The following is a 22,741-nucleotide window of genomic DNA, read 5'->3' as shown; positions in this document are numbered from 1 at the left end:
TGAAATCCGCCTGATCATAGTGGGTAGCAACCTGTTGCTGATACGGAGACCGCCATGAAGGGAAAAGCCATCATCATCACCGGCGCGCTTGGCGCGCTTGGCAAGGTGGTCGCCGAAGAAGCCCTGGCGCGCGGCGCGCGCGTTGCCGGCATCGATCATGCAGCCTCGCAGCTGGCCGCGACGGCCGATCGTATCGAGCTCGGCAATGTCGACCTCACCGACACCGCGCAGGCGACGGCTGCGATCGACAAGGCGGCGGCGCATTTCGGCCGGCTCGACGGACTGATCAACATCGCCGGCGGCTTCACCTTCGAGGCGGTGAGCGACGGCGATCCCGCGACCTGGCAGCGCATGTATGCGATGAACGTGATGACCGCCTTCAACACGTCGCACGCGGCCATTCCGCATCTCATCAAATCGGGCGCCGGACGGATCATCAATATCGGTGCGCTCGGCGCCCTGCAGGCGGCCTCCGGCATGGGCCCCTACGCGGCCTCCAAGGCCGGCGTGCATCGCCTCACCGAGTCGCTCTCCGCCGAGCTCAAGGGCAAGGTCACGGTCAACGCCGTGCTGCCCTCGATCATCGACACTGCCGCCAATCGCGCCGCGATGCCGAAGGCAGACATCTCGAAATGGGTGACGCCGAAGGAACTCGCCGAGATCATCCTGTTCCTCGCCAGCGACGCCGCGAGCGCCGTCACCGGCGCGCTGCTGCCGGTGAACGGACGGGTTTAGTCTGCAACCAGCAGGCGCAGCTTCGACCGGAAGCGGATGCTCTGCTTGCCGGCCAGCGCCATGCCGTTGCCCTCGGCGGCCTCGTCCGTGTAGGTGCCGGTAAAACCGATGGTGACCACCTTGCGTTCCCACACCGGGCGTTCGCCGTAGGTCGGCGAATGCTCCTCGTTGGTGACCTCGCCCTTCCACTTGCCGTCGGCCGCGGTGTAGCTGCCGTGGGCGAAGAAGAACGAGTCGCCGCCGCGCATCTGGCCGTCGCGCAGCACCATGACGCCCTGGTTGCCGCCAGAGACGCCATCGAGAAATTCGACGGTGATGTGATAGAGGCCGTTCCGGATCATGAAATGGTCGCGCCCTGTCCGGCCCAACAATAGCCGCCTGGCCGCGCTTTGGGCAAATTCCATCCGCCTCAGTGGGCGCAATTCCGCGCTATGCTGGCGCTTGAGTCGCGGCGGGATGCCGCAGGAGCCTGCCTGTTGGAAACCGCGCTTTATCTGCCCGTCAAACGCTTCCTGGAAAAGCTCGGCTTCACGGTGAAGGGCGAAATCGGCGGCTGCGACCTCGTGGCGCTGAGCGGCGGCGATCCGCCTGTCGTCGTGATCGGCGAACTGAAGCTTGCCTTCAATCTCGAACTGATCCTGCAGGCGGTCGATCGCGCCGCGGCCGCCGATGAGGTGTGGATCGCGGCCAAGGTCTCGGCCCGCGGCAAGGGCCGCGAGAGCGACGCGCGCTATCGCAATCTGTGCCGGCGGCTCGGCTTCGGCATGCTCGGCGTCACCGACCGCGGCGACGTCGAGGTGCTGGTGCCGCCGCCGACTGCGGCACCGCGCCGCAATCCGAAGAAGCGCTCGCGCCTGATCACCGAGCATCGGAAGCGCAAGGGCGATCCTGCCATGGGCGGATCGACGCGCGCGCCGATCATGACCGCGTATCGGCAGCAGGCGCTGGCCTGCGCCTGTGCGCTGTCGGATGGTCCCCGGCGGGTGCGCGACCTGCGCGCCGAGATTCCCGACGCCGGCAAGATCCTGCAGCATAATGTCTACGGCTGGTTCGATCGCGCCGAGCGCGGCATCTATGTGCTGACCGATGCCGGCCGCGCCGCGCTGAAGCGCTGGCCGCAGCAACCGATTGGTGCATCAGGGGCGGAAGCCGCCCCGTAACAACTGGGGGGAGACCATGATCGTCGTCACCGGCAGCGTTACCGCCCGCCCCGACTCGTTCGACGAGGTGCGGCGACTGAGCCTCGAGCATGTCCATCGCTCGCGCACCGAGCCCGGCTGCATCTCGCATGCGGTCCAGGTCGATTGCGAGAATCCGCTCAGGCTGGTGTTTTTCGAGCAATGGGCCGACCGCGCTGCGCTGGCGGCGCATTTTGCGGTGCCTGCGTCACGCGATTTCGTCCGCTCCCTGCAATCTCTCGCGGCGGCTGCGACCACCATCGAACTTTATGACGCTCACAAGATTGAGAGACTCTAGCTGCATGGCTGGATTGCCATCTCATATTCATATTGCAATGCAACATTGGGGACCTTACGTATCTCCCGCGATTCAAAGATGAGGCGGCGATGAGCGGAGACTGGAACACCAAGTATGGCACCCGGCGCGTGCGGCACGATCCGCCGACGCTGGAGGAGGCAATCTTCGCCGCCATCGGCATCACCGACGACGTGGAGGCCCAGGCCGAGATCGCGTCGTCCCTGATGGGGCTGCCCTATGAAGAGGTGCTGGCCGAGGTGAAGAAGACCGCGCGCGTCAGCGCCCGCACCGGTACGGCAACCCGCGTGATCGCCGGCGAACAGGGCGCACAGCGCTCGGTCGTGGTCGAGCGCCGCGTGGTCCGCCGCTTCGCGATCGACAAACGTACCGGCACCTGAACAACGACATCCGGTTACTCAAAGAAAAAGGGCAGTCCGCTGAGCGGATTGCCCTTTTTACGCTTCTGATCCGATACCTCAGCTCAAGCTGCGCGGCCCCAGCCGGACATCTGCATCACCATTCGCCAATAGGCGCGGTTCATGTCGACGATCGCGCGCGCGGCCTCGACCGGCGTAACCGGTGCAGCGGCCGGCGCCGGTTCAGCCTGGTGCTGCTCGGTCAGGTCGATGCTGCCGGTGGACTCACCGTGACGGAAGGTCAGCTGCGCACCGAACTTGGTGGCGAGCGCACGCATCGCGTCGTTCTGCGCGCCGGTGGTGATGCGCAGGCTGTCGTAGCCCTTGGCATGCGCCTCGGCGATCAGCTTGCGGAACAACGTGCTGCCGACGCCCTTGCGCCGCACCGACCGTTCCACGCTGAAGGCGATCTCAGGCTGCGCATCCGGTGATTGCTCCGGCGGATGCAGCTCGGCCGCGCCGCGGACCACGCCATCCTCGAAATAGGCGATAATGACCGTGCCGTCATTGGCGCAGCGCTCGGCGTAGCGGCGGATGAAGCTGTCGTCGATGAAGCCATGAAAACGATCATGGCGGCTGGTACGATCCAGTCGCAACAGGTGATCGCGCAGCAGCGGAAGCTCCTCCTGCTGGCTCAACGTCCGCACGGTGCCCTTGGCGGACGTCGGACGGATGGAATCATAGTTCATTTCATAACTCCTCTTGGTAGCCCTCGAGGAGGCGTCGAGTCCCTAGTAGTCCCAATATTGTGCGACGCACAATATAATTCAAGTGTCTAGATTCATTTAAGTAAACAATGATGTGATCGGTAAATCACATCATTGCCTCATCATAATACCAGCTGCGTTTGCGTAACCACCGCGACCAGCTTGCCGTCCTCAGTCTCCAGCCTGGTCTGCCAGACTTGGGTCCGCCGGCCGCGGTGAACCGGGATCGCCGTCGCGATCACGGTGGCCCCCTCCTTGGCCCCGCCGATGAAGTTGGTCTTGCTCTCCAGCGTCGTGGTGCCCTTGGCGTCCTCAGGCAGGTTGATCACGGTGGCGGCGGCGCCGACCGAATCGGCGAAGGCCATCACCGCGCCGCCGTGGATGGTGTTTCGGAGGGTACAGAGGTCCGGCCGCACCAGCATTTTCGCAACCACGCGATCCGGGCCGGCCTCGGTGAAGGTGACGCCCTTCAGTTCCGCAAACGGCATCTTCATGGACTGGATCTTTTCGAGCGGCGTCATCACGTTCCTCCGGTTTTTCTGGCGTCATACGCGGGCTTGACCCGCGTATCCATTGTTCTCGCGAGAAGCGTCCTCTGCATGATGGATTGCCGGGTCAAGCCCGGCAATGACCTCCGAGGTAATGGTGCAGATGACGTCATGGCCGCCGTGACAATCGTTGGCGAGTCTGCATACCGTCCGCGATGCGCGACTTCCCTCCCCGCCGGATCGTCTGCCTGACCGAAGAGACCGTCGAGACTCTCTATCTGCTCGGCGAACAGGACCGCATCGTCGGCGTCTCCGGCTACGCGGTGCGGCCGCCGCAGGTCCGCCGCGAGAAGCCGCGTGTGTCGGCGTTCATCTCCGCCGACATTCCAAAGATCCTGGCGCTCGATCCCGATCTGGTGCTCGCCTTCTCCGACCTGCAGGCCGACATCGTCGCCGATCTCGTGCGCGCCGGTGTCGCCGTCCATGTCTTCAATCAGCGCGATGTCGCCGGCATCCTCGCAATGATCCGCAGCCTCGGCGCGATGGTCGGTGCTGTCGAGTGCGCCGGGCAACTCGCGCAAAGCCTCGAACAACGGCTGGCCGCCATCGCGGCAACGCCGCGTCCGGCGCCGCGGCCAAAGGTCTATTTCGAGGAATGGGACGATCCACTGATCAGCGGCATTGGCTGGGTGTCCGAGCTGATCGAGATTGCCGGCGGCGAGGACGCGCTGCCGCACCTGCGCGAGCAGAAGGCCGCCAAGGATCGCATCGTCCCGCCCGATGCCGTGCACACGGCGATGCCCGACGTGATCCTGGCATCCTGGTGCGGCAAGAAGGTCGTACCCGACCGCATCCGCAAGCGCTCTGGCTGGAGCGATATTCCGGCCGTGCGCAACGACCGCATCGTCGAGATCAAGTCGTCGATCATCCTGCAGCCCGGCCCCGCGGCGCTGACTGATGGGCTCGATGCGATCGTCAAGGCGTTGTGGGCGGAGCGTGTATAGGACAACTGCGTCGTCATCGCGAGCGAAGCGAAGCAATCCATGTCACTGCTTGCCGCGAAATGGATTGCTTCGTCGCTTCGCTCCTCGCAATGACGGGAAGACTACCTACGCCTTCTCCACTCCGCACCATTCCGCGATGAACAGCGCGATGGCCTTGGTCGACTTCCGCAGCGATTCCAGTTCGACATATTCGTTGAAGCCGTGCATCGCCGCGCCACTGGCGCCGAAGCAGAGGCTCGGGATGTCGTAGTTCAGGCCGTAGAAACGCGTGTCGGTCAGTGCGGTGAAAGCGCGGTCTTCCACCGTTCCGCCATAGACCGTCTGATGCGCCTTGGCGAAAGCGGCTTCGGGCGCCTCGGAGTTCACGAGCTCGTAGCCTTCCGACAGGAAGCCCGACCATTCCACCTGCGGCGGATTGTTGGAGAGGAAACGATGGTCGCGCGCCGCCGCCGACACGCAGGCCAGAATTTCCTTCTGGCACTCCGCGATCGACCAGCCCGGCAGCACCGCGATGCGGCAATCGACATCGCACCAGGCCGGCACGCTGGAGGCCCAGTCGCCGCCCTTGATGATGCCCGGATTGAAATTGATCGGATGATTGACGTCCTTGAAGTGGCGGTCTGCCTTGGCGCGCTCGTTCCAGGCGATCTCGAGCTTCTCCAGCGCATGCACCAGATGATACGCAGCCATGATCGCGTTCGAGCCGGCGCCGGCCTCGAACACGTGCACCGGGAAGCCGCGCACCTTCAGGCGGAACCAGATCACGCCGACCTGCGAGCGGATCATCTTGCCGTTGGTCGGCTCCGGGATGAAGCAGGCATCGGCGCGATAGCCGCGCTGCAAGGTCGAGAGCGCACCGACTCCGGTGCTCTCCTCCTCGATCACGGACTGGAAGTGGATCCGCGCCGTCGGCTTCAGGCCGGCCTTCCTGATCGCATCCAGCGCATAGAGCGCAGCGATGGTGCCGGACTTCATGTCGCAGGCGCCGCGGCCGTACATCCTGCCGTCCTTGATGACCGGCGAGAACGGCGGCGTCTCCCACATCTCCAGCGGGCCGGTCGGCACCACGTCGCAGTGGCCCTGCAGGATCAGCGATTTGCCGGCATTGGTAGCCGGGCGATAGGTACCGACCACCGTGCGCGCCTTGGAGAAGTCATGCTCGATCGGGCCGAAGCCGCGCAGATCCTTCAGTTCGTCGAGATTGATGTGCCAGTCGTCGACCTCGTAGCCGCGTTCGCGCAGGAGATCGCCGATCATGTCCTGGCACGGCCCCTCGGCGCCGCGGGTCGAGGGGATCGCGACAAAGGCCTGCGTCGTCGCAAGCTGCGCATCGAATCCTTCGTCAACGGCGCTAAGGATTCGTTGTTGCGTCTCGGCAGTCATTCGGCAGCTCCATGGAGGACATCAGAAGAGGCGGGAGCCGCACCGTAACCCGATTTATCCCTCCGGGTATTGCGCAAAATAGGCATCCCGCAATGCATCTTCGAGCAGACGGCCTTCCGAATAGCCATCGAGCATTGTCGGCCGCGTCACGCCTTCGAGCAGCCGCGGACACGGCTCGGGCGCACCGAGCACGGTGCGCACCGGAATGCGCTCGGCATAGATCGGCAACTCGTAATCCTCGTCGTCGTCGGCGACGCCCTTGGCGCGCACCTTTGCCGAGGCCTCCTCGATGTCCATCGCTATGAACGAGGTCGCCTTGATCTCCTGCTTGTTGCTGGCGCGCAGGCCCGCGGTGCGCTCCGGAAAGAAGCGGTCGACCATCGCAACGATCGCGCGCTCCTTCTCTTCCGGGTCGGTCACGAGATAGGCCGAGCCGAACGCCATCACCGCGCGATAGTCGGCCGAGTGGTTGAAGCCGCAGCGTGCCAGCACCAGGCTGTCGAGATGGGCAACCGTCAGGCACACGCGCTGGCCTTCGGACTGGTTCTCCAGCATCCGGCTCGCGCTCGAGCCGTGCCAATAGAGTTTCGTACCCTCGCGCCAGAAGAAGGTCGGCGTGCAATAGGGTTGGCCGTCGATCACGTAGGAGACGTGGCACAGCATCGAGGCGTCCAGGATCTTGTGCACGGTGGCGTGGTCGTAGAAGCCGCGATCATGGCGGCGCTTGACCCGGTTGCGGGACGACATGGGGTAGGACGGAGTGGACGCGCCTTCGGTCACGGCAGTGCCTTTCGAAATCTGGAATCTGTCCAGAGTTGTAGCGGCCCATTTGGTCTGCGATAGTGCCAATTCCATGCGAAAAATTCCGACCAATTCCCGAGAGCCCACGGCGCGCAAGCCTGAGCTACCGCTCGACCTCACCGGCCCGCACGTGACCGCTGGCGCAGCCTCGCAGCAGCGGCTCTATCAGGCGCTGTGCCACACCATCGTCGGCGGCCTCGTCAAGCCGGGCGAGCCGCTGCCGCCGTCGCGCGCGCTGGCCAAGCAGACCGGCTTCCGCCGCAACGCCATCACCACAGCCTACGAGCGGCTGATCGCCGACGGCTTCGCCGTGGCGACCACGGGCTCCGGCACCTTCGTCGCCGCGCGCATTCCGGCCCAGGCCACCGCGCCGCGACGCGCCAGGATCGAGATCGAACCGCCGCAGCACAATGCGCTGTCGCTCGGCTGCACGCATATCGATGAGCGCGCACTGCAGCGCTTCCGCGCCTTTGCCGGCCGCCGGCTGCGCGCCTTCGGCTCCGAGCATCTGCACTACGGCGATCCCCGCGGCAGCAGCGAGTTGCGTGCCGCGATCTCAGACCATCTGCTGTCGGCGCGCGGGCTGCGCTGCGATCCCGACCAGATCATGCTGGCCTCGGGCACGCTGCATGCGCTGCGCATCGTGCTCGGCGCGATCCTCAAGCCAGGCGACCAGGTCTGGTGCGAGGACCCCGGCTATCCGGCGGCGCGGCGCGCGATCGAGCATTGCGGCTATCGTCCGGTGTCGGTGCCGGTCGATGGCTCCGGCATGCGCATCGACAAGGGACGCCTATCCGCGCCTAGCGCGCGCGCCGCCTATGTCACGCCGTCGCACCAGTTTCCGCTCGGCGTGCAGATGGCGATGCCGCGCCGGCTCGAGCTGCTCGACTGGGCCAGGGACGCCGGCGCCTTCGTGTTCGAGGACGATTACGACAGCGAGTTCCGCTATGACGGCGCACCGCTGCTGTCGCTCGCCGGCATCGATCATCTGCGCCGTGTGATCTACATGGGCACGTTCGCGAAGACGCTGTTTCCTGGACTACGGATCGGTTACTGCGCCCTGCCCGAAGCCTTGATCGGCCCGGTGACGGCGGCGCGCGCCGCGCTCGATCGCTTTCCCGGCACCCTGATGGAAGGCGCGGTCGCCGACATGCTGAACTCCGGCGCCTTCGCCGCCAACTTGCGCAAGTCGCGCAAACTCTATCGCGAGGCGCGCGACGTGCTGGCTTCGACACTCACCCGTGCATCCGAGGGCGAGCTCACGGTTCCCGTGCCGTCGCAAGGCCTGCATCTCGTGGCGCGGCTCGTTCCCTCAACCGATCCGCAGATTGCCGCGCAGGCCAAGGCGGCTGCCGGCGTCGGCGGCTGGCTGCTCGCCGAGACCTATCATCGCGCGCGGCCACTGCCCGGCTTCGTGCTGGGATTTTCCGGTCATCCGGTTCCGCAACTGGTCGCGTCGGCGGAACAACTGGCGAAGACAACGCTGACTGCGCTGCGCGCAACGCGCAAGATGTCCGCCAGGCCGCAGCGCTCTAGGAGAATCGCAACCACCTGACTAAGGTCGCCCGCGTTCAGTCAGTGTCCGCCTACGGAGATACCGGATGCCCAATCGCAACGTCCTGTATCTCGTGATCGCCGCGCTGGTCGTGATCGCAGGGATGCTCGGTTACAATCTATACCAGGCGAACAAGCAGCCCGAAGGTTTGCAGATCAATGTCGGCCCCGACGGGGTCAAGATCCAGAACAAGTGAAGGAGGCTGCGATGCCGCGCATCGGATTGGTCGCGCTGGTCAGCGCCGCAGCATTTCTCGCGATCATTCAGTCCGCTTCCGCACAGACCGTCATGCGCGAGGCTGACATCGTCGACCTCCGGGTCGGTCAGCGCGTCCTGGTCGATGACGGCTCCTGCCCGGCCGGGCAGATCAAGCAGGTGATCGGCGCCAGGCTGAGCCAGAATGGCGTGGTGCGGACCCAAAGCTGCGTGCAGCGCCTCGCCAAAAAGTAGCGCCCAGCTTCGGCGAGGCGCCTCATTCATCATTGCATCGGCAACACGCCGCTCAGTTCGAGATCGGCTCGAACATGCATTGCAGCGTCGGCTTGGCGATTTTGGTGAAGGTTGGGCCAATCTCGTTTTGCTTGGACGGCGGCACCCAATCGGTCTCGATGGTCGGCACGCCGGTCTCGCTGATGCCGCGCAGCAGCGCCTGGCGCAGATCGGGATCGTCCACCGTCGCGGCAGCATGGTCATGCAGGCAACCGCACACGGCCTCGGGATGCGCCCAGCGCCCGAGCATATGCGGCGCGCATTGGCGCACGAACTCGTCGCGCGGCTCAGGTACCCGGTAAAGCGACCGGATCTGCATCGACTCGAGTGGAAGTCGGGATTGGGCCTGCGCGGAACCTATGAGGGCAAGCGATGCCAGGAGCGCGGCGGAACAGATACGGAGCAACATGGGGAGCCTTTACCGGCAGTTCTGTTTGTCGCGTCGCGCTCAGTTGACCTGCGCCACCACCATCGGGGCCGACGTGACCACCGGCGAGCCGTTGTAGGAGAAGGTGCCGATGCCGGGCAAACCATTGTCCGGGGTACCAGCCATCGACGAACCGGCCATCATGAAGGCGAAGGCGAGGATCAGGCTCATGGTCCGCATTTGACAGTCTCCGTCATTCCGACTCGACGCCGGGCGCCGTTGTTGACGGTTTGATAACGATCTGCCGTTTCGAGAGTTCTGCGGAACAAGCTGAAAATGGTTTCGTCGACCGGAGAATTGTTTCGTCGATCGGCAGCCCACGAAACATTGGCCGGAAAACACCAATGTTTTCAGCGCGAGCACGCCGCCCGTGGGCGTGTTCAACATTTCGCGCGCCGAGCGCCGCTCGGCGGCGGGAACCGCCGACGAATTATGCGTGCAAATTGAGCGGGCTACCGCGCTTTCTTAACTTTCCTCTGCTGAGACAGGAAGCAGCACAGCAACAGCGGCGTGAACCGGCCGGCGGTTCGGCCGACTCATCTGGGCGCCGTGCAACCATCTCCGCGGTGGCACGTTGTGGTGATTCCCGATCCAACGGTTGTTGTGATCCCTGATCCAACAGTTGCTGTGATCCAATCCAACGAAGGATGTCAGTCGTGGGCAATGGCAACATGGGTGTTGGCAATCAATCCGCGGCCAGCAAATCCGGCCAGCAGCAACAGATGACGGCCGCGATGCCGCAGCAGGGCGCCTATGTGATGGGCGACAATGAGTGCGCGCAGCAGAAGCTGGTCCGCCTCGTCGGCTGCCACGACCCAAAGGTCAAGCCAGGCCTCAGCATCGGCACGAAGCAGTTCGGGCAAACCAAGCGCTAGCTCGACCGCCGCTTCAGCCCGCCCGGGCCAAGCCCCTGCTCCCGCTACTGAATGAACTCGCCGCATTTCTGCACGGCGGTGGCGTCGGCCGCGCCCCAAGGCATGATCGGCACCGACGACGTCGAGTTCTTCGGCGAGCCCTCGATCAGCTTGTCGGAATACACCATGTAGACCAGCACGTTGCGCTTGGCGTCGCAGCCGCGCACGATCTGCATCCGCTTGAAGAACAGCGACCGCCGCTTGCTGAACATGTCGTCGCCCTGGCTGAGCTTGTTCTTGAAGCGGATCGGCCCGATCTGCCGGCAAGCCAGCGAGATATCGGAGACTTCCTCGGCAAGGCCGAGCCAGCCCTTGAAGCCGCCCTTCTCCGGCACCGTGAAGTGGCAAGCGACGCCGTCGACCTCGGGGTCGTCGACGCCATAGGTCGCGAGCTTGTCGTTCGGGCTCACCCATTTGAACACCGTCGAGCGGCGAAAGATCAGGTCCGGCTCGTCGGCCGCGGCTGCGGGAACCGCCTGCCCCAAAGCGAGCAACATCAGCAGCGCCGCGCAGCCCCATCGAGACAACAGTCGCACGTCACACAAGCTCACATTTCTCGATGTCATTGAGGTCTCCGCCGGGTGGGTCCCGCCTATGTAGTGCGCAAACGCCGCACAGGAAGGCGCTGACAGTTCGGTGATCAGACCGGGCGCTTTAACCTCCTGTGAGGCTTTTTTGCTACTCTTTCGTCGAAAAATAGCCCCTCACGGAAGGGTTAGATCGCTTGCGCTGGTGAACGCGTTCGGCGTCTGCGACAACCAACAGATAGTTTGGACTGGGATTCGGAATATGCGCGCAAGCGGACGTCAGATTTCGATTTTTGATTCTGCGAATAGGCGGGTCTGGCAGTTTGCAATTCTGACGGCAGCCGGCACCGTGGCCGCCTCCTCGCAGGCCGATGCAGCCCTGTTCTATTGGAATCGTGACTCCGGCTATTACGGCGATATCGAGCCGATGCCGCCGCAGCAGGCCCGGCCGAAGCCGAAGCGCAGTACAGCCAAGAAGAATCCGGCGATCGAGAAGGAGGCCGGCCGCAAGCCGCAGGGTCCCCTGATCATCTCGGTCTCGATCGACCAGCAGCGGGTCAGCATCTACGACGCCAACGGCCTCTACGCCGAGAGCCCGGTATCGACCGGCATGAAGGGGCATTCGACCCCGATGGGTGTCTTCAGCGTCATCCAGAAGCAGAAGTACCACCAGTCCAACATCTATAGCGGCGCACCGATGCCGTACATGCAGCGCATCACCTGGTCGGGCATCGCGATGCACGCCGGCGTGCTGCCCGGCTATCCGGCCTCGCATGGCTGCATCCGCATGCCGATGTCGTTTGCGGTCAAGATGTACAACTGGACGCGGATGGGCGCCCGCGTGTTCGTCACGCCGGGCACGATCTCGCCGGAGAATTTCTCGCATCCGCTGCTGGTGACGCAGAAGGTCGCGCCGCAGCAGCCGGTTGCCGACGATGTTCTGAAGATGGACGCGCCGCTCGGCGTGAAGAGCGACAAGGGCGCGGACAAGCAATCCAGTCTCGACCTGCGCACCAGCGTCGGCCATGCAGCCGCCGCGTCACTGCGCGACAACACCCACACCGCCGATGCCAGCGGCGCGATGTCGGCGGCAAGCGCGTCGGCGACGATGTCCGATGCGTCCTCCACCACGCGCGACGCCATTGCGGAGAAGATCGCAGCTGACAAGTCCGAGGTGAGCGCGGCCGAGCCTGCCGCTGCCGACGACAAGACGGTCGGCGAGGTCACCGGCAGCACCGACACGCCGAAGTCCGAGGTTTCCGCAAGCGACCCGGTGAAGGCCGAAGCCAAAGCCGATGAGCCGAAGGCAGACGCCGCCAAGCCCGGCGTTGCCGAGGCGCCCAGAACGGAACCATCCAAGACGGACGCGGCCAAGACTGATGCGGGCAGCAAGGACGCCGCCAAGGCGGCGGATGCGGTCAAGCCCGCCGAGGCGGCGACTGCGGCCGACGCCAGCCAGGATGCGGCCAAGGATCCCGCACGGCTGCCCGGCGTTGCCAAGATCGACATACCGAAGCGCGGCGGCCAGATCGCGGTGTTCATCAGCCGCAAGGATTCCAAGCTCTATGTGCGGCAGAACTTTGCGCCGCTGTTCGAGGTGCCGGTGACGATCGCAGCCAGCGACCGGCCGCTCGGCACGCATGTGTTCACCGCGGAAGCCGACAAGACCGATGCGAACCTGCTGCGCTGGTCGGTGGTGACGCTGCCGACCCGCAACGCCGCCCGCATCGACGTCGAGGAGCGCGCCTCGCATCGTCGCAAGCTGGCGGCCGCAGCGCCGGTCGAGGCGAAGCCGCAGCCGGCGACCAACACCCCGGCCGAGGCGCTCGACCGCATCTCGATCCCGGCCGACGCGACGGCGCGGATCAACGAAGCGCTCGGCACCGGCGGATCGATCATCGTCTCGGACTTGGGCGTGAACCAGGGCGAGACCGGCGAAGGCACCGACTTCATCCTGCCGCTGCGCTGAGTAACAGACCTCACCGTCATTGCGAGGAGCGATAGCTACGAAGCAATCCATATCTCCCTGGATCGGGTTATGGATTGCTTCGCTTCGCTCGCAATGACAATGGATGGGCCCCGGTCCAATCGGCTCCCGCCACCTCTCCAGCCGTAACAGCTTCTTGAAAGCCCGCGCCTGCCCGCTGGATTATGATCGCCGTGAACATCTGTTCCGGGGACGAGACCATGATGGACCGCAGGACACTGATCGTGGCGGCGTTGGCCGCGGCCGCAGGATCCCGTGCGCTGCATGCGGAGCAGCCGGCGATGAGCCGGATCACGGCCTATGCCTTCTCATTTCCGGCTCTCTCCGGCGGCGACATTCGGCTTGCCGACTATGCCGGCCATCCCCTGATGATCGTGAACACGGCCTCGCTGTGTGGCTTCACGCCGCAATATGCCGGCCTGCAGCAATTGTGGACCGAATTCCGCGATCGCGGCTTCGTCATCATCGGCGTGCCCTCCAATGATTTCGGCGGCCAGGAACCCGGCGGCCCGACCGAGATCGCCGAGACCGCGCAGCATCAATACGGCGTCACCTTCCCGATCGCGGCTAAAGCCGTGGTCAAGGGCGCAAACGCGCATCCGTTTTACCGTTGGGCGGCGGAGGCACGGCCGAAGGACGTGCCGCGCTGGAATTTCCACAAATACCTGATCGGCCGCGACGGCTATATCGCCGACGTCTTCCCTGAGTCGGTGACGCCGGACGACACCCGCATCAAGACTGGGATCGCACGGGCACTGGCGGCAGCCTGAGAAGTTACGATAATCCCCGGAATTAACTGGGATTTTGGGCGCGAGGTCGCCACGTTCATTGCCTTGGCGTCGGCACTGTGACTAGGGTACGATCAGTTGGGGGTGAAGCGGCCTTGGTTGCGGCAGTGCCGGCACCGGGAGCGCGATCAGCAGGGAACACGCCATGCGCATTGCGGCAGGTCTGATTTTCGCAGGGACCGTATCATTGCTCGCGTCGAGCGCAGCTTGGTCGCAGACGCCGCCCGCCAAGGGCGCCGCCCCAGCGCCGGCGGCAGCACCAGCGGCCGCAGCGCCTGCTACTGCTGCGCCTGCCGCAGCGGCCGCTCAAGTGCCACCGAAGCAAGCGCCGCAGCCGGCACGCGCCGCCTGCAACAATCCGAACGCGCTCGGTGTCGCCCGCACCGTCGAGATCGACACCACAGGCGGTCCCGGCTTCGGCTTCGAGCATTTCAAGCAGCTCGACTTCCTGCGCGACCATGAGGTGGTGCTGACCTTCGACGACGGTCCGTGGCCGGGCAACACGCCGGCGGTACTGAAGGCGCTCGCCGATGAATGCACCACGGGCATCTTCTTCCCGATCGGCAAGCACGCCACCTATCACCCCGAAATCCTGCGCCAGGTCTATGCTGCCGGGCACACCGTCGGCTCGCACACCTGGTCGCACGAAAATCTGAACAACAAGAAGCTGACCGAGGATCAGAAGAAGGACGAGATCGAGCGCGGTCTGGCTGCGGTCAAGTGGGCGCTCGAGACGTCGCCCTCGCCGTTCTTCCGCTTCCCGGCGCTGCAACATCCGCCGGAGATGGTCACCTATCTCGGCAACCGCAACATCGCGATCTTCTCCTGCGACCTCGACTCCTTCGACTTCAAGTCGAAGAACTCGCAACAGGTGATCGACACCGTGATGAAGAAGCTCGCCAAGCTCGGCAAGGGCATTATCCTGATGCACGACTTCCAGAAGCACACCGCGGAAGCGCTGCCGACGCTGCTGACGCAGCTCAAGGCCGGCGGCTACAAGGTGGTCGCGATGCGCGCGAAATCCCCGGCGACCGTGCTGCCGCAATACGAGCAGGAGCTCGCCAAGGACGTCAAGCTGCCGACCGTGAGCTCGCGGCCGGTGAACAGCGTCGTCACGACAGTCGATCAGTAAGCGCGCCGGCGATCATTCTGGTGTCTGGGTTGCGTATCGAGGGTTTCGTCATCGTCTCCGCCGATGGCCGGTTGGCGAACGCGCGGAATGTGATGCCCGACGACCTCAAGATCGAGGGCGACAAGCGGTTCTTCACCGCAGCGCTCGACCGTGCGGACCTCGTCGTGCATGGCCGCCACTCCCAGGAAGAGCAGCCGAACGCATCGAAGCGGCGCCGCCTGATCCTGACCGGCAAGGTCGCAGCCATCGCACCCGATCCGGACAATCCGAAGGCGCTGTTGTGGAATCCCGCCGGCTGCACGTTCGAGACCGCGAGCCGCGAGGCCGGCGTGAGCTCGGGCACGGTCGCGATCATCGGCGGCCCCGGCGTGTTCGGCATGTTCATGGACCGCTACGACACGTTCTGGCTCTCGGTCGCACCGAAAGTGCGCATCCCCGACGGCGAGCCGTGCTTTCCCGGCGTTCCTGCCCGCACCCCGCAGCAGGTGCTGTCAGCGCACGGCCTTCACGCCGGCGCGCCGCAGCAGATCGACGCGGAGCAGGATGTCAGCGTGACGCCGTGGCGGCGGGTGGGTTGAAGATCGTCGTTCGTAGGGCGGGTTAGCCGAAGGCGTAACCCGCCGGCTCCTCCTGCCCCATATGAAAATCGGCGGATTACGCTTCGCTAATCCGCCCTACGACTGCGACGTAGTCGTCGTATCTACACATCCCCATACGCCGGGTCGTCGCGGCGCGGGCCGCGGCCGTAGCCTGCGATGATGAACAGCGCGCCGATCAGCGACAGGTTCTTCAGTGCGTCGATCAGGGTCTTGGCGTTGTCAGGCGCCGGCTGATTCCAGAAATCATGGAAATAGAAGGTCGTGAAGCACACGAAGATAATCAGCAGGATCGCGAAGAACCTTGCCAGCACGTTCACCGCGATCATCAGCCCCGCGATGATCTCGAAGCCGCCGACCGTGATCGCCAAGAGCTGCATGAACGGCATGCCGACGAAGGTCTCGATCTGCTGCGTATAGGGTGCTGCGATGGCCGGGATCGTCACCTTGGCCGTGAGCAGATCCGCCGTTGCCTGGATGCCGAACAGCTTGCTTGCCCCCGAATAGAGGAACAGCACGGCGAACAGAATCCGTCCGAAGGTGATGAACGCTGGCATGGGTCGGCCTCACTGGATGGCAGAAATCGGACGAAGCAGGCGGGGCGATTATGGCCGCCCCGCCTGCTTCGATCAAATCGAATCGATCTCGGCTCAAGCACGATCCGGAAAACTGCGCTGCGGTTCTCCGAACATAACGTGCTCAAACGACGTCTGTCAGCCGAACAGCGTCGGCTGCGCGCGGCCGGCGCGCTCCTGGGCTTCGACGGCGGCGACCGCCGTCATGTTGAGGATGCCGCGCGCCGTCACGCCGGGGGTGAGGATGTGCGCCGGGCGCGCCGGACCGATCAGGATCGGCCCCACCGGCAACGCGTTGGCCAACGACTTGATCATTTGATAGGCGATGTTGGCGGCGTCGAGGTTCGGCATGATCAGGATGTTGGCCTCGCCTTCCAGTCGCGACTGCGGCAGCACCATGCGCCGGGCAACGGCCGACAGCGCGGTGTCGCCCTGCATTTCGCCGTCGGCCTCGATCTCCGGATGCTTGTCCTTCAGGAGCTGGGTGGCCCGCCGCATCTTGCGCGAGGAGTCCGTATCGTAGCTGCCGAAGTCGGAATGTGACACGAAGGCAACCTTCGGCTTGAAGGCGAAGCGCTGGACGTGGATCGCCGCGAGCGACGCCACTTCGGCGAGTTCCTCCGCACTCGGATTCGGCCGCACCTGGGTGTCGGCGAGGAAATGGGCGCCGGTGGAGGTGATCATCAGCGCCAGTGCGGCATAGTCGCTGACCCCCGGCAGGAAGCCGATGATCTCGCGGACATGGCGCAGATGGCTCATGTAGCGGCCCTCGACGCCGCACAGCATCGCGTCGGCCTCGCCGCGCGATACCGCGAGCGCCGCGATGACAGTGTTGTTGGTACGGACCACGGTCCGCGCGCCCTCGGGCGTCACGCCGCGACGGCCGGCGACGTCGATATAGGACTGCACATAGGAACGGTAGCGCGGATCGTCCTCGGGATTGACCAGGTCGAAATCGCGGCCGGCCTTGATCGACAGCCCGAAGCGCTTGATCCTGGTCTCGACCACCGACGGACGGCCGACCAGGATTGGCCGCGCCAGCTTCTCCTCGAGTACCACCTGGGTCGCGCGCAGCACGCGCTCATCCTCGCCTTCGGCGTAGATCACGCGCACCGGCTGGGTCTTCGCCTTGGCAAACACCGGCTTCATGGTGAGGCCGGAGCGGAACGCGAAACGTTCGAGATTGGCGGCGTACTCGTCGAAATTGGTGATCGGCCGGGTCGCGACGCCGGACTCGATCGCGGCCTTGGCCACGGCCGGCGCGATACGCAGGATCAGGCGCGGATCGAACGGGCTCGGGATCAGCGAGCCCGGGCCGAACCCCTGCGTCTCGCCGCTATCGAAACCATGGGCCACCGCATCCGACGGCGGATCGCGCGCGAGCTGCGCGATCGCGTCCACTGCGGCATGCTTCATCGCCTCGTTGATCGCGGTGGCGCCGACGTCGAGCGCGCCGCGGAAGATGAAGGGGAAGCACAGCACGTTGTTGACCTGGTTCGGATAGTCCGACCGGCCGGTGCAGATCATCGCATCGGGACGCGCCGCGCGCGCCTCTTCCGGCATGATCTCCGGCACCGGATTGGCAAGCGCCATCACCAGCGGCTTGTCGCCCATTTGCTTGACCATTTCAGGCTTCAGCACGCCCGGCGCCGACAGCCCGATGAAGATGTCCGCCCCCGGAATGACGTCGGCGAGCACGCGCGCATCGGTCTTCTGGGTGTAGACCGCCTTCCAGCGGTCCATCGTGGTGTTGCGGCCGTCATAGACCACACCGTCGATGTCGCAGACGAAGATGTTCTTGCGCTGCGCCCCCATCGAGACCAGGAGATTGAGGGTCGCGATCGCGGCAGCACCCGCCCCCGAGCAGACGATCTTCACGTCGGACAGTTGCTTGCCGTTCAGCAGCAGCCCGTTGACGATCGCGGCCGCGACGATGATGGCGGTGCCATGCTGGTCGTCATGGAACACCGGGATCTTCATGCGCTCCTTGAGCTGGGTCTCGATCTCGAAGCACTCCGGCCCGCGGATGTCCTCCAGATTGATGCCGCCGAAGGTCGGCTCCAGCGCAGCGACGGTCTCCACCACACGTTCGATCGTGTTCGCATTGATCTCGATGTCGAACACGTCAATGCCGGCGAATTTCTTGAACAGCACCGCCTTGCCTTCCATGACGGGCTTGGAGGCCAGCGGGCCGATATTGCCGAGCCCGAGCACCGCCGTACCGTTCGAGACCACGGCCACCAGATTGGCGCGGGCGGTCAGCGTCGCCGCCTCGGCGGGATTATTGGCAATCTCGGTACAGGCGGCGGCGACGCCCGGCGAATAGGCCAGCGCCAGGTCGCGCTGGTTGGCGAGCGGCTTGATCGCCTGGATCTCGAGCTTGCCCGGCCGCGGCAGCCGGTGATAGGCGAGCGCAGCGTTATGGAGTTCTTCAGACGATGACGACATGCGTGCTCCCCGCGTTTCCGGCCCAAATTTCTTGTTTCTGTGCTAATCCAGGCAAAAGTCAGTTGTCCGGCAAATCGAGCCGGATGTGAAGCATGTCCCGCCGCTTGGATGCAACATCGGATACTATCCCCGTCAACAGCCCCGGGCGGGCCCGTCATCGATGCTGCACCTTCCGACCGCTGATTGGCAATTTTTTTCCCTTGATGATCCGGAGTTGACCGAATGAAGAAAATTCTGCTCGGCCTGGTCGCCGTCGCAGTCCTCGCAGCCGGCGGCTACTTCGGTTTCGACTTCTATGCCCAGCGCCGGGTCACGCGCGACGTCGAGGCCGCCTTCGAGCAGGTCCGTGCCGCCGGCGCCAAGGCGACCCACGGCAAGATCGCGTTCGACACCAAGAGCCGCACCCTGACGATTTCAGACATTGCCACCGAGTCGGGGACGCAGCCCCCTGTCAATGTCAGGATTGCCAGCCTCACCATGACAGGCCTCGGTCAACCCGACGCGGGCCGGATCTCCGCTGACAATATCGCATTCAATGATGTTGAGATCGGCGCGACGGGGCCGACGCCGACCATCACCGTCCTGACCTACAAGGCGCCGCAGATCACGGTGAAGGACTATTCCGGTCCGGCCGGCCTGCCCCAGCTTCCCGCCTCGTCGTCGATCTTCGAACTGTACCGGTTCGCATTCACCCAGCTCGCGAGCATCAGCGCATCGTCGGTGACCGCGCCCACCTTGACCGGAACGATGACCTTCAGCGCCGCAGCACATGTCGGCGACGGCGCCGGCGGCGAATTCGCCTATTCGGGCCTTGCCATCGAGAACATGAAGAACGGAAAGATCGGCACCAACAAGATCGACAAGGTTGCGTTCACGATCAATTCGCAGGCGGCCGGCAAGGCGATCAAGACGACCGGCGATCTTGCGAACATGGTCGCGACCGATATCGACGTCGGCGCGATGGCGGCGATATTCGATCCGGCCAAAGCCAACGATGACCGGGAGTACCGGGTTCAGGGGCGCGTTTCCGCCGGCCCCTACGTGATCACCACCACGACCACGCCTCGCCTCAACATGCGGATCGATGGCATGACCATCGACGACGTCAGGATCAACCCGTCAAAGATGCAACTGCCGGCGCTGTTGGCAATGGTCCCGCCACCGGGGAGTCCACCGCCGTCTCCGGCCCAGGCGCGCGAACTGCTGGAGAAGGTCGCCGGCCTCTATGCGGGTGCCGGCATCGGAAATGCCGAGATGCACGGGTTCTCGGTCGAGACGCCGAAAGGCCCGCTCAAGCTTGCCTCGATGCGGTTCAACTTCGAACACGGCAAGATCGGCGAGCTTGCGGTCGAGGGACTTGATGGCAATGCCGAGAACGGCCCCTTCAAGGTCGGACGTTTCGCGCTGAAGTCGCTCGATGTTGTCAACCTCATGCGGCTGTCGGCACAGTTCGCCGCGCAGAAGCCGTCGCCCGAACAGGCGCTGACGCTGTTGCCCCTGATTGAGGGCGTCGAGGTCAAGGGTGTCACGTCGCCATACAAATCCACCGGCAAGCCGGTCAACATCGACGTCCTGAGCCTCGACTGGGGCCAGTTCGTCGGATCGATCCCGAGCAAGCTGCGGCTGGTCGCGAAGATGGCGGCGCCGCTGGATGCAGCCGATCCGCGGCAACAGGCACTCGTCGCCGCCGGGATCGACCGGATGGCCGTCGATGCCGATCTCGGCGCGGTCTGGACCGAGGCGTCACGCTCGTTCGCGCTGGAGCCGGTCAAGCTCGACATGGCGGGCCTCCTCAATGCGTCGGCGAAGGTCACGCTCGCCAACGTGCCGCGCGAGGCATTCTCGACCAACGCCGCGGAATCCCTGGGCGCGGCCGCGCAGATCGAGGCCGGCACGATCGAACTTGCCGTCCACGATCTCGGCGTCATCGATCTCGCCATCGCCCAGTACGCGCGCACCCAGAATGTCAGCCGCGACGAGGCGCGCAGCGCCGTCCTCAACAGCATCAAGGCGCAGGGCCAAGCGGTCAGCGGCGGCAGTGCCGATGTCGCGGCGCTCGTCACCGCCATCAGCCAGTTCATCGAGACGCCGGGACAGACGCTGGTCATCAAGCTGACGCCACGCGCGAAAGCGCCGGCGCTTCAGCTGATGCAATTGCTCAAGACCGATCCGCCGTCGGCGCTGGCGCAATTCCGGATCGAGGCCTCGACAGGGTTGTGACGCGCTCGCCTGTTCTTTTCCCTCTCCCCGTTCTTACGGGAAGAGGGTGAGGGTGAGGGGCTGCTTCCGCAAATTCAGGAAGACGAGCTTACGCGGAAAGAAGCCCCTCACCCGGCGCTTCGCGCCGACCTCTCTCCGCAAGCGCGGGGCGAGGTAACTTCACAGGCTAGCTCTTCGCCGGCGGGTTGGTCTTGATGTGCAGCTCCTTGAGCTGCTTCGGCGTGGCTTCCGACGGCGCGCCCATCAGCAGGTCCACGTACTGCTGATTCATCGGGAACAGCGAGACCTCGCGCAGATTGTTGGTGCCGCACAACAGCATCACAATGCGCTCGAGACCGGCCGCCATGCCGCCATGCGGCGGCGCGCCGTACTGGAACGCGCGGTACATGCCGCCGAAACGGTCGATGACCTCCTGCTCGCCGTAGCCTGCGATCTCGAACGCCTTCACCATCGCTTCCGGCTTGTGGTTCCGGATGCCGCCGGACGCCATCTCGTAACCGTTGCAGGCGATGTCGTACTGGAACGCCTTGATGGTCAGCGGGTCCTGCGACTGCAGCGCCTCCAGGCCACCTTGCGGCATCGAGAACGGGTTGTGCGAGAAGTCGACCTTCTTGTTCTCCTCGTCATACTCGTACATCGGGAAGTCGACGATCCAGGCAAACTCGAACCGGTCCTTGTCGATCAGGTTCAGCTCCTCGCCGAGCCTAGTGCGCGCCAAGCCTGCGAACTTCCAGAACTTCTCCGGGTCGCCTGCGACGAAGAACGCAGCATCGCCCTCCTTGAGGCCGAGCCGGTCGCGGATCGCAGCGGTGCGTTCCGGGCCGATGTTGTTCGCAAGCGGACCTGCGCCCTCGCCGCCCTCGCGCCACATGATGTAGCCGAGGCCGGGCTGGCCCTCGCCCTGCGCCCAGGAGTTCATGCGGTCGCAGAACGCGCGGCTGCCACCGCCGGTGCCCGGGATCGCCCAGACCTGGTTCTTCGGGTCTTCCAGCATCCGCGCGAACACCTTGAAGCCGGAGCCGCGGAAGTGCTCGGACACCTCCTGCATCACGATCTTGTTGCGCAGGTCCGGCTTGTCGGAGCCGTATTTGCGCACCGCTTCCGCGAACGGAATCCGCGGCCAGTTCTTGGTCACCGGCTTGCCGTTGGCAAAATCCTCGAACACGCCGGTGATGACGGGCTCCATCGCCGCGAACACGTCGTCCTGGGTGACGAAGCTCATCTCGACGTCGAGCTGGTAGAACTCCGGCAGACGGTCGGCGCGCGGATCCTCGTCGCGGAAGCACGGCGCAATCTGGAAGTAGCGGTCGAAGCCCGACATCATCAGGAGCTGCTTGTACTGCTGCGGCGCCTGCGGCAGCGCGTAGAACTTGCCGGGATGAATCCGCGACGGCACCACGAAATCGCGCGCGCCTTCCGGCGAGGACGCGGTCAGGATCGGGGTCTGGAATTCGAAGAAGCCCTGCTCCTTCATCCGCTTGCGCATGGAATCGACCACAGCGCCGCGGGTCATGATGTTCTGGTGCAGCTTCTCGCGCCGCAGGTCGAGGAAGCGATACTTGAGCCTGATATCTTCAGGATATTCCTGCTCGCCGAACACCGGCAGCGGCAGCTCGGCCGCCGGGCCAAGCACCTCGATCTCCTTGATGTAGACCTCGATCATGCCGGTCGGCAGTTCCGGATTGTCGGTGCCGGCGGGACGGCGGCGCACCTTGCCGTCGATCCGCACCACCCATTCCGAGCGGAACTTCTCGACCTCGGCGAACGCCGGCGAGTCCGGATCGGCCACGCACTGGGTGATGCCGTAATGGTCGCGCAGATCGACGAACAACACGCCGCCATGGTCCCGGACACGGTGGACCCAGCCTGACAGCCTGGCCGTCTGGTCGATATCGCTCTCTCGGAGCGCGCCGCATGTGTGTGACCGGTAGCGATGCATATTCGTTCCAAAACTGATGTCGGAGGGTCGAATCGCGACAGGGCCAAAATGCCCTGTCCGAAGTTGCGGAGGGTTTACCCGACGAGGCCGGGTGCGGCAACCAAGGGAACGCCCGGTTTTCGGGCCAAACGGCA

The 22,741-nt window shown here is 64.7% G+C and carries 25 protein-coding genes; 14 read left to right on the top strand and 11 right to left on the bottom strand.

Features of this window, described 5'->3' with window-relative positions; genetic code table 11:
• Nucleotides 1-54 precede the first annotated feature (54 nt).
• Nucleotides 55-735 (top strand): 3-oxoacyl-ACP reductase FabG, encoded by a 681-nt coding sequence (gene fabG / locus ACVIGA_RS39800; RefSeq protein WP_456670330.1) that lies wholly within the window; start codon nt 55-57, stop codon nt 733-735.
• Here the strand turns inward: fabG and ACVIGA_RS39795 are convergent.
• Nucleotides 732-1,076: a hypothetical protein gene (locus ACVIGA_RS39795; protein WP_456670329.1), complete on the bottom strand. Its 345-nt coding sequence runs from the start codon at nt 1,074-1,076 to the stop codon at nt 732-734. The two genes, fabG and ACVIGA_RS39795, sit on opposite strands and share 4 nt — an antisense overlap.
• A 135-nt stretch (nt 1,077-1,211) precedes the next feature.
• Here ACVIGA_RS39795 and ACVIGA_RS39790 point away from each other — a divergent pair, with 135 nt between their 5' ends.
• The 3 genes from ACVIGA_RS39790 (at nt 1,212) to ACVIGA_RS39780 (ending at nt 2,609) form a co-directional block, all read left to right on the top strand.
• The gene (locus tag ACVIGA_RS39790) at nt 1,212-1,895 is read left to right on the top strand and encodes a DUF2161 domain-containing phosphodiesterase (protein ID WP_456670328.1); all 684 of its coding nucleotides are present in this window, start codon (nt 1,212-1,214) and stop codon (nt 1,893-1,895) included.
• A gap of 16 nt (nt 1,896-1,911) precedes the next feature.
• Nucleotides 1,912-2,211: a putative quinol monooxygenase gene (locus ACVIGA_RS39785; protein WP_176531724.1), complete on the top strand. Its 300-nt coding sequence runs from the start codon at nt 1,912-1,914 to the stop codon at nt 2,209-2,211.
• An 89-nt stretch (nt 2,212-2,300) separates the two neighbouring features.
• Entirely contained in the window at nt 2,301-2,609 is a 309-nt protein-coding gene (locus ACVIGA_RS39780) for a hypothetical protein (RefSeq protein ID WP_223967981.1), read from the top strand.
• 83 nt (nt 2,610-2,692) lie between these two features.
• Here the strand turns inward: ACVIGA_RS39780 and ACVIGA_RS39775 are convergent, their stop codons facing one another.
• Complete coding sequence (locus tag ACVIGA_RS39775) at nt 2,693-3,316, bottom strand: N-acetyltransferase family protein (protein WP_456670327.1); 624 nt, start codon at nt 3,314-3,316, stop codon at nt 2,693-2,695.
• 140 nt (nt 3,317-3,456) lie between these two features.
• A complete protein-coding gene (locus tag ACVIGA_RS39770; RefSeq protein WP_456670326.1) occupies nt 3,457-3,855 on the bottom strand; it encodes a PaaI family thioesterase in 399 nt (132 codons plus the stop codon).
• Nucleotides 3,856-4,037: 182 nt separating this feature from the next.
• Here ACVIGA_RS39770 and ACVIGA_RS39765 point away from each other — a divergent pair, with 182 nt between their 5' ends.
• Nucleotides 4,038-4,826 carry a cobalamin-binding protein gene (locus ACVIGA_RS39765; RefSeq protein ID WP_456670325.1) on the top strand — a complete coding sequence of 263 codons (789 nt, stop codon included), beginning with the start codon at nt 4,038-4,040 and terminating at the stop codon, nt 4,824-4,826.
• A 105-nt stretch (nt 4,827-4,931) separates the two neighbouring features.
• On the opposite strand, the gene ACVIGA_RS39760 is transcribed toward ACVIGA_RS39765, so the two are convergent.
• Both ACVIGA_RS39760 and ACVIGA_RS39755 read right to left on the bottom strand, forming a co-directional pair.
• Nucleotides 4,932-6,209, bottom strand: coding sequence for an ArgE/DapE family deacylase (locus ACVIGA_RS39760; RefSeq protein WP_456670324.1), 1,278 nt, complete (start codon nt 6,207-6,209; stop codon nt 4,932-4,934).
• Nucleotides 6,210-6,263: 54 nt separating this feature from the next.
• Nucleotides 6,264-6,956, bottom strand: a complete 693-nt coding sequence (locus ACVIGA_RS39755; protein WP_456670991.1) for a pyridoxamine 5'-phosphate oxidase family protein — start codon at nt 6,954-6,956, stop codon at nt 6,264-6,266.
• A gap of 106 nt (nt 6,957-7,062) precedes the next feature.
• Here ACVIGA_RS39755 and pdxR point away from each other — a divergent pair, with 106 nt between their 5' ends.
• The 3 genes from pdxR to ACVIGA_RS39740 are packed head-to-tail and all read left to right on the top strand — an operon-like array spanning nt 7,063 to nt 9,015.
• Nucleotides 7,063-8,565 carry a MocR-like pyridoxine biosynthesis transcription factor PdxR gene (gene pdxR, locus ACVIGA_RS39750; RefSeq protein ID WP_456670323.1) on the top strand — a complete coding sequence of 501 codons (1,503 nt, stop codon included), beginning with the start codon at nt 7,063-7,065 and terminating at the stop codon, nt 8,563-8,565.
• Between the two features lie 46 nt (nt 8,566-8,611).
• The gene (locus tag ACVIGA_RS39745; protein WP_223967987.1) at nt 8,612-8,761 is read left to right on the top strand and encodes a hypothetical protein; all 150 of its coding nucleotides are present in this window, start codon (nt 8,612-8,614) and stop codon (nt 8,759-8,761) included.
• Nucleotides 8,762-8,772: 11 nt separating this feature from the next.
• Complete coding sequence (locus tag ACVIGA_RS39740) at nt 8,773-9,015, top strand: DUF6719 family protein (protein ID WP_223967988.1); 243 nt, start codon at nt 8,773-8,775, stop codon at nt 9,013-9,015.
• A 52-nt stretch (nt 9,016-9,067) separates the two neighbouring features.
• Here the strand turns inward: ACVIGA_RS39740 and ACVIGA_RS39735 are convergent, their stop codons facing one another.
• Both ACVIGA_RS39735 and ACVIGA_RS39730 read right to left on the bottom strand, forming a co-directional pair.
• Nucleotides 9,068-9,463: a hypothetical protein gene (locus ACVIGA_RS39735; protein WP_456670322.1), complete on the bottom strand. Its 396-nt coding sequence runs from the start codon at nt 9,461-9,463 to the stop codon at nt 9,068-9,070.
• 39 nt (nt 9,464-9,502) lie between these two features.
• On the bottom strand, nt 9,503-9,661 hold the full coding sequence (locus tag ACVIGA_RS39730) for a hypothetical protein (protein WP_375780681.1): 159 nt from the start codon (nt 9,659-9,661) through the stop codon (nt 9,503-9,505).
• A gap of 467 nt (nt 9,662-10,128) precedes the next feature.
• Between ACVIGA_RS39730 and ACVIGA_RS39725 the strand changes: the two genes are divergently transcribed.
• Nucleotides 10,129-10,356, top strand: a complete 228-nt coding sequence (locus ACVIGA_RS39725) for a hypothetical protein (RefSeq protein ID WP_456670321.1) — start codon at nt 10,129-10,131, stop codon at nt 10,354-10,356.
• Nucleotides 10,357-10,400: 44 nt separating this feature from the next.
• Here ACVIGA_RS39725 and ACVIGA_RS39720 read toward each other — a convergent pair whose 3' ends face one another.
• Nucleotides 10,401-10,961: a CreA family protein gene (locus tag ACVIGA_RS39720; protein ID WP_223967992.1), complete on the bottom strand. Its 561-nt coding sequence runs from the start codon at nt 10,959-10,961 to the stop codon at nt 10,401-10,403.
• A 223-nt stretch (nt 10,962-11,184) separates the two neighbouring features.
• Here ACVIGA_RS39720 and ACVIGA_RS39715 point away from each other — a divergent pair, with 223 nt between their 5' ends.
• The 4 genes from ACVIGA_RS39715 to ACVIGA_RS39700 all read left to right on the top strand — a co-directional run bounded on the left by ACVIGA_RS39715 (nt 11,185) and on the right by ACVIGA_RS39700 (nt 15,407).
• Nucleotides 11,185-12,891 (top strand): L,D-transpeptidase, encoded by a 1,707-nt coding sequence (locus ACVIGA_RS39715; RefSeq protein ID WP_456670320.1) that lies wholly within the window; start codon nt 11,185-11,187, stop codon nt 12,889-12,891.
• A gap of 218 nt (nt 12,892-13,109) precedes the next feature.
• On the top strand, nt 13,110-13,679 hold the full coding sequence (locus tag ACVIGA_RS39710; protein ID WP_456670319.1) for a glutathione peroxidase: 570 nt from the start codon (nt 13,110-13,112) through the stop codon (nt 13,677-13,679).
• A gap of 163 nt (nt 13,680-13,842) precedes the next feature.
• Nucleotides 13,843-14,829, top strand: coding sequence for a polysaccharide deacetylase family protein (locus ACVIGA_RS39705; protein WP_456670318.1), 987 nt, complete (start codon nt 13,843-13,845; stop codon nt 14,827-14,829).
• Between the two features lie 20 nt (nt 14,830-14,849).
• Nucleotides 14,850-15,407 carry a dihydrofolate reductase gene (locus ACVIGA_RS39700; protein WP_456670317.1) on the top strand — a complete coding sequence of 186 codons (558 nt, stop codon included), beginning with the start codon at nt 14,850-14,852 and terminating at the stop codon, nt 15,405-15,407.
• A 122-nt stretch (nt 15,408-15,529) separates the two neighbouring features.
• Here the strand turns inward: ACVIGA_RS39700 and ACVIGA_RS39695 are convergent, their stop codons facing one another.
• Nucleotides 15,530-15,982: a DoxX family protein gene (locus ACVIGA_RS39695; protein WP_375780676.1), complete on the bottom strand. Its 453-nt coding sequence runs from the start codon at nt 15,980-15,982 to the stop codon at nt 15,530-15,532.
• A gap of 156 nt (nt 15,983-16,138) precedes the next feature.
• Entirely contained in the window at nt 16,139-18,448 is a 2,310-nt protein-coding gene (locus ACVIGA_RS39690) for an NADP-dependent malic enzyme (protein WP_456670316.1), read from the bottom strand.
• Nucleotides 18,449-18,670: 222 nt separating this feature from the next.
• Here ACVIGA_RS39690 and ACVIGA_RS39685 point away from each other — a divergent pair, with 222 nt between their 5' ends.
• Nucleotides 18,671-20,668, top strand: coding sequence for a hypothetical protein (locus ACVIGA_RS39685; RefSeq protein WP_456670315.1), 1,998 nt, complete (start codon nt 18,671-18,673; stop codon nt 20,666-20,668).
• Nucleotides 20,669-20,834: 166 nt separating this feature from the next.
• Here ACVIGA_RS39685 and aspS read toward each other — a convergent pair whose 3' ends face one another.
• Complete coding sequence (gene aspS / locus ACVIGA_RS39680) at nt 20,835-22,607, bottom strand: aspartate--tRNA ligase (protein WP_456670314.1); 1,773 nt, start codon at nt 22,605-22,607, stop codon at nt 20,835-20,837.
• Nucleotides 22,608-22,741: the final 134 nt, after the last annotated feature.

The sequence above is a fragment of the Bradyrhizobium sp. USDA 3240 genome, assembly GCF_054063295.1.
This window is presented reverse-complemented; position numbering and strand designations above follow the sequence as displayed.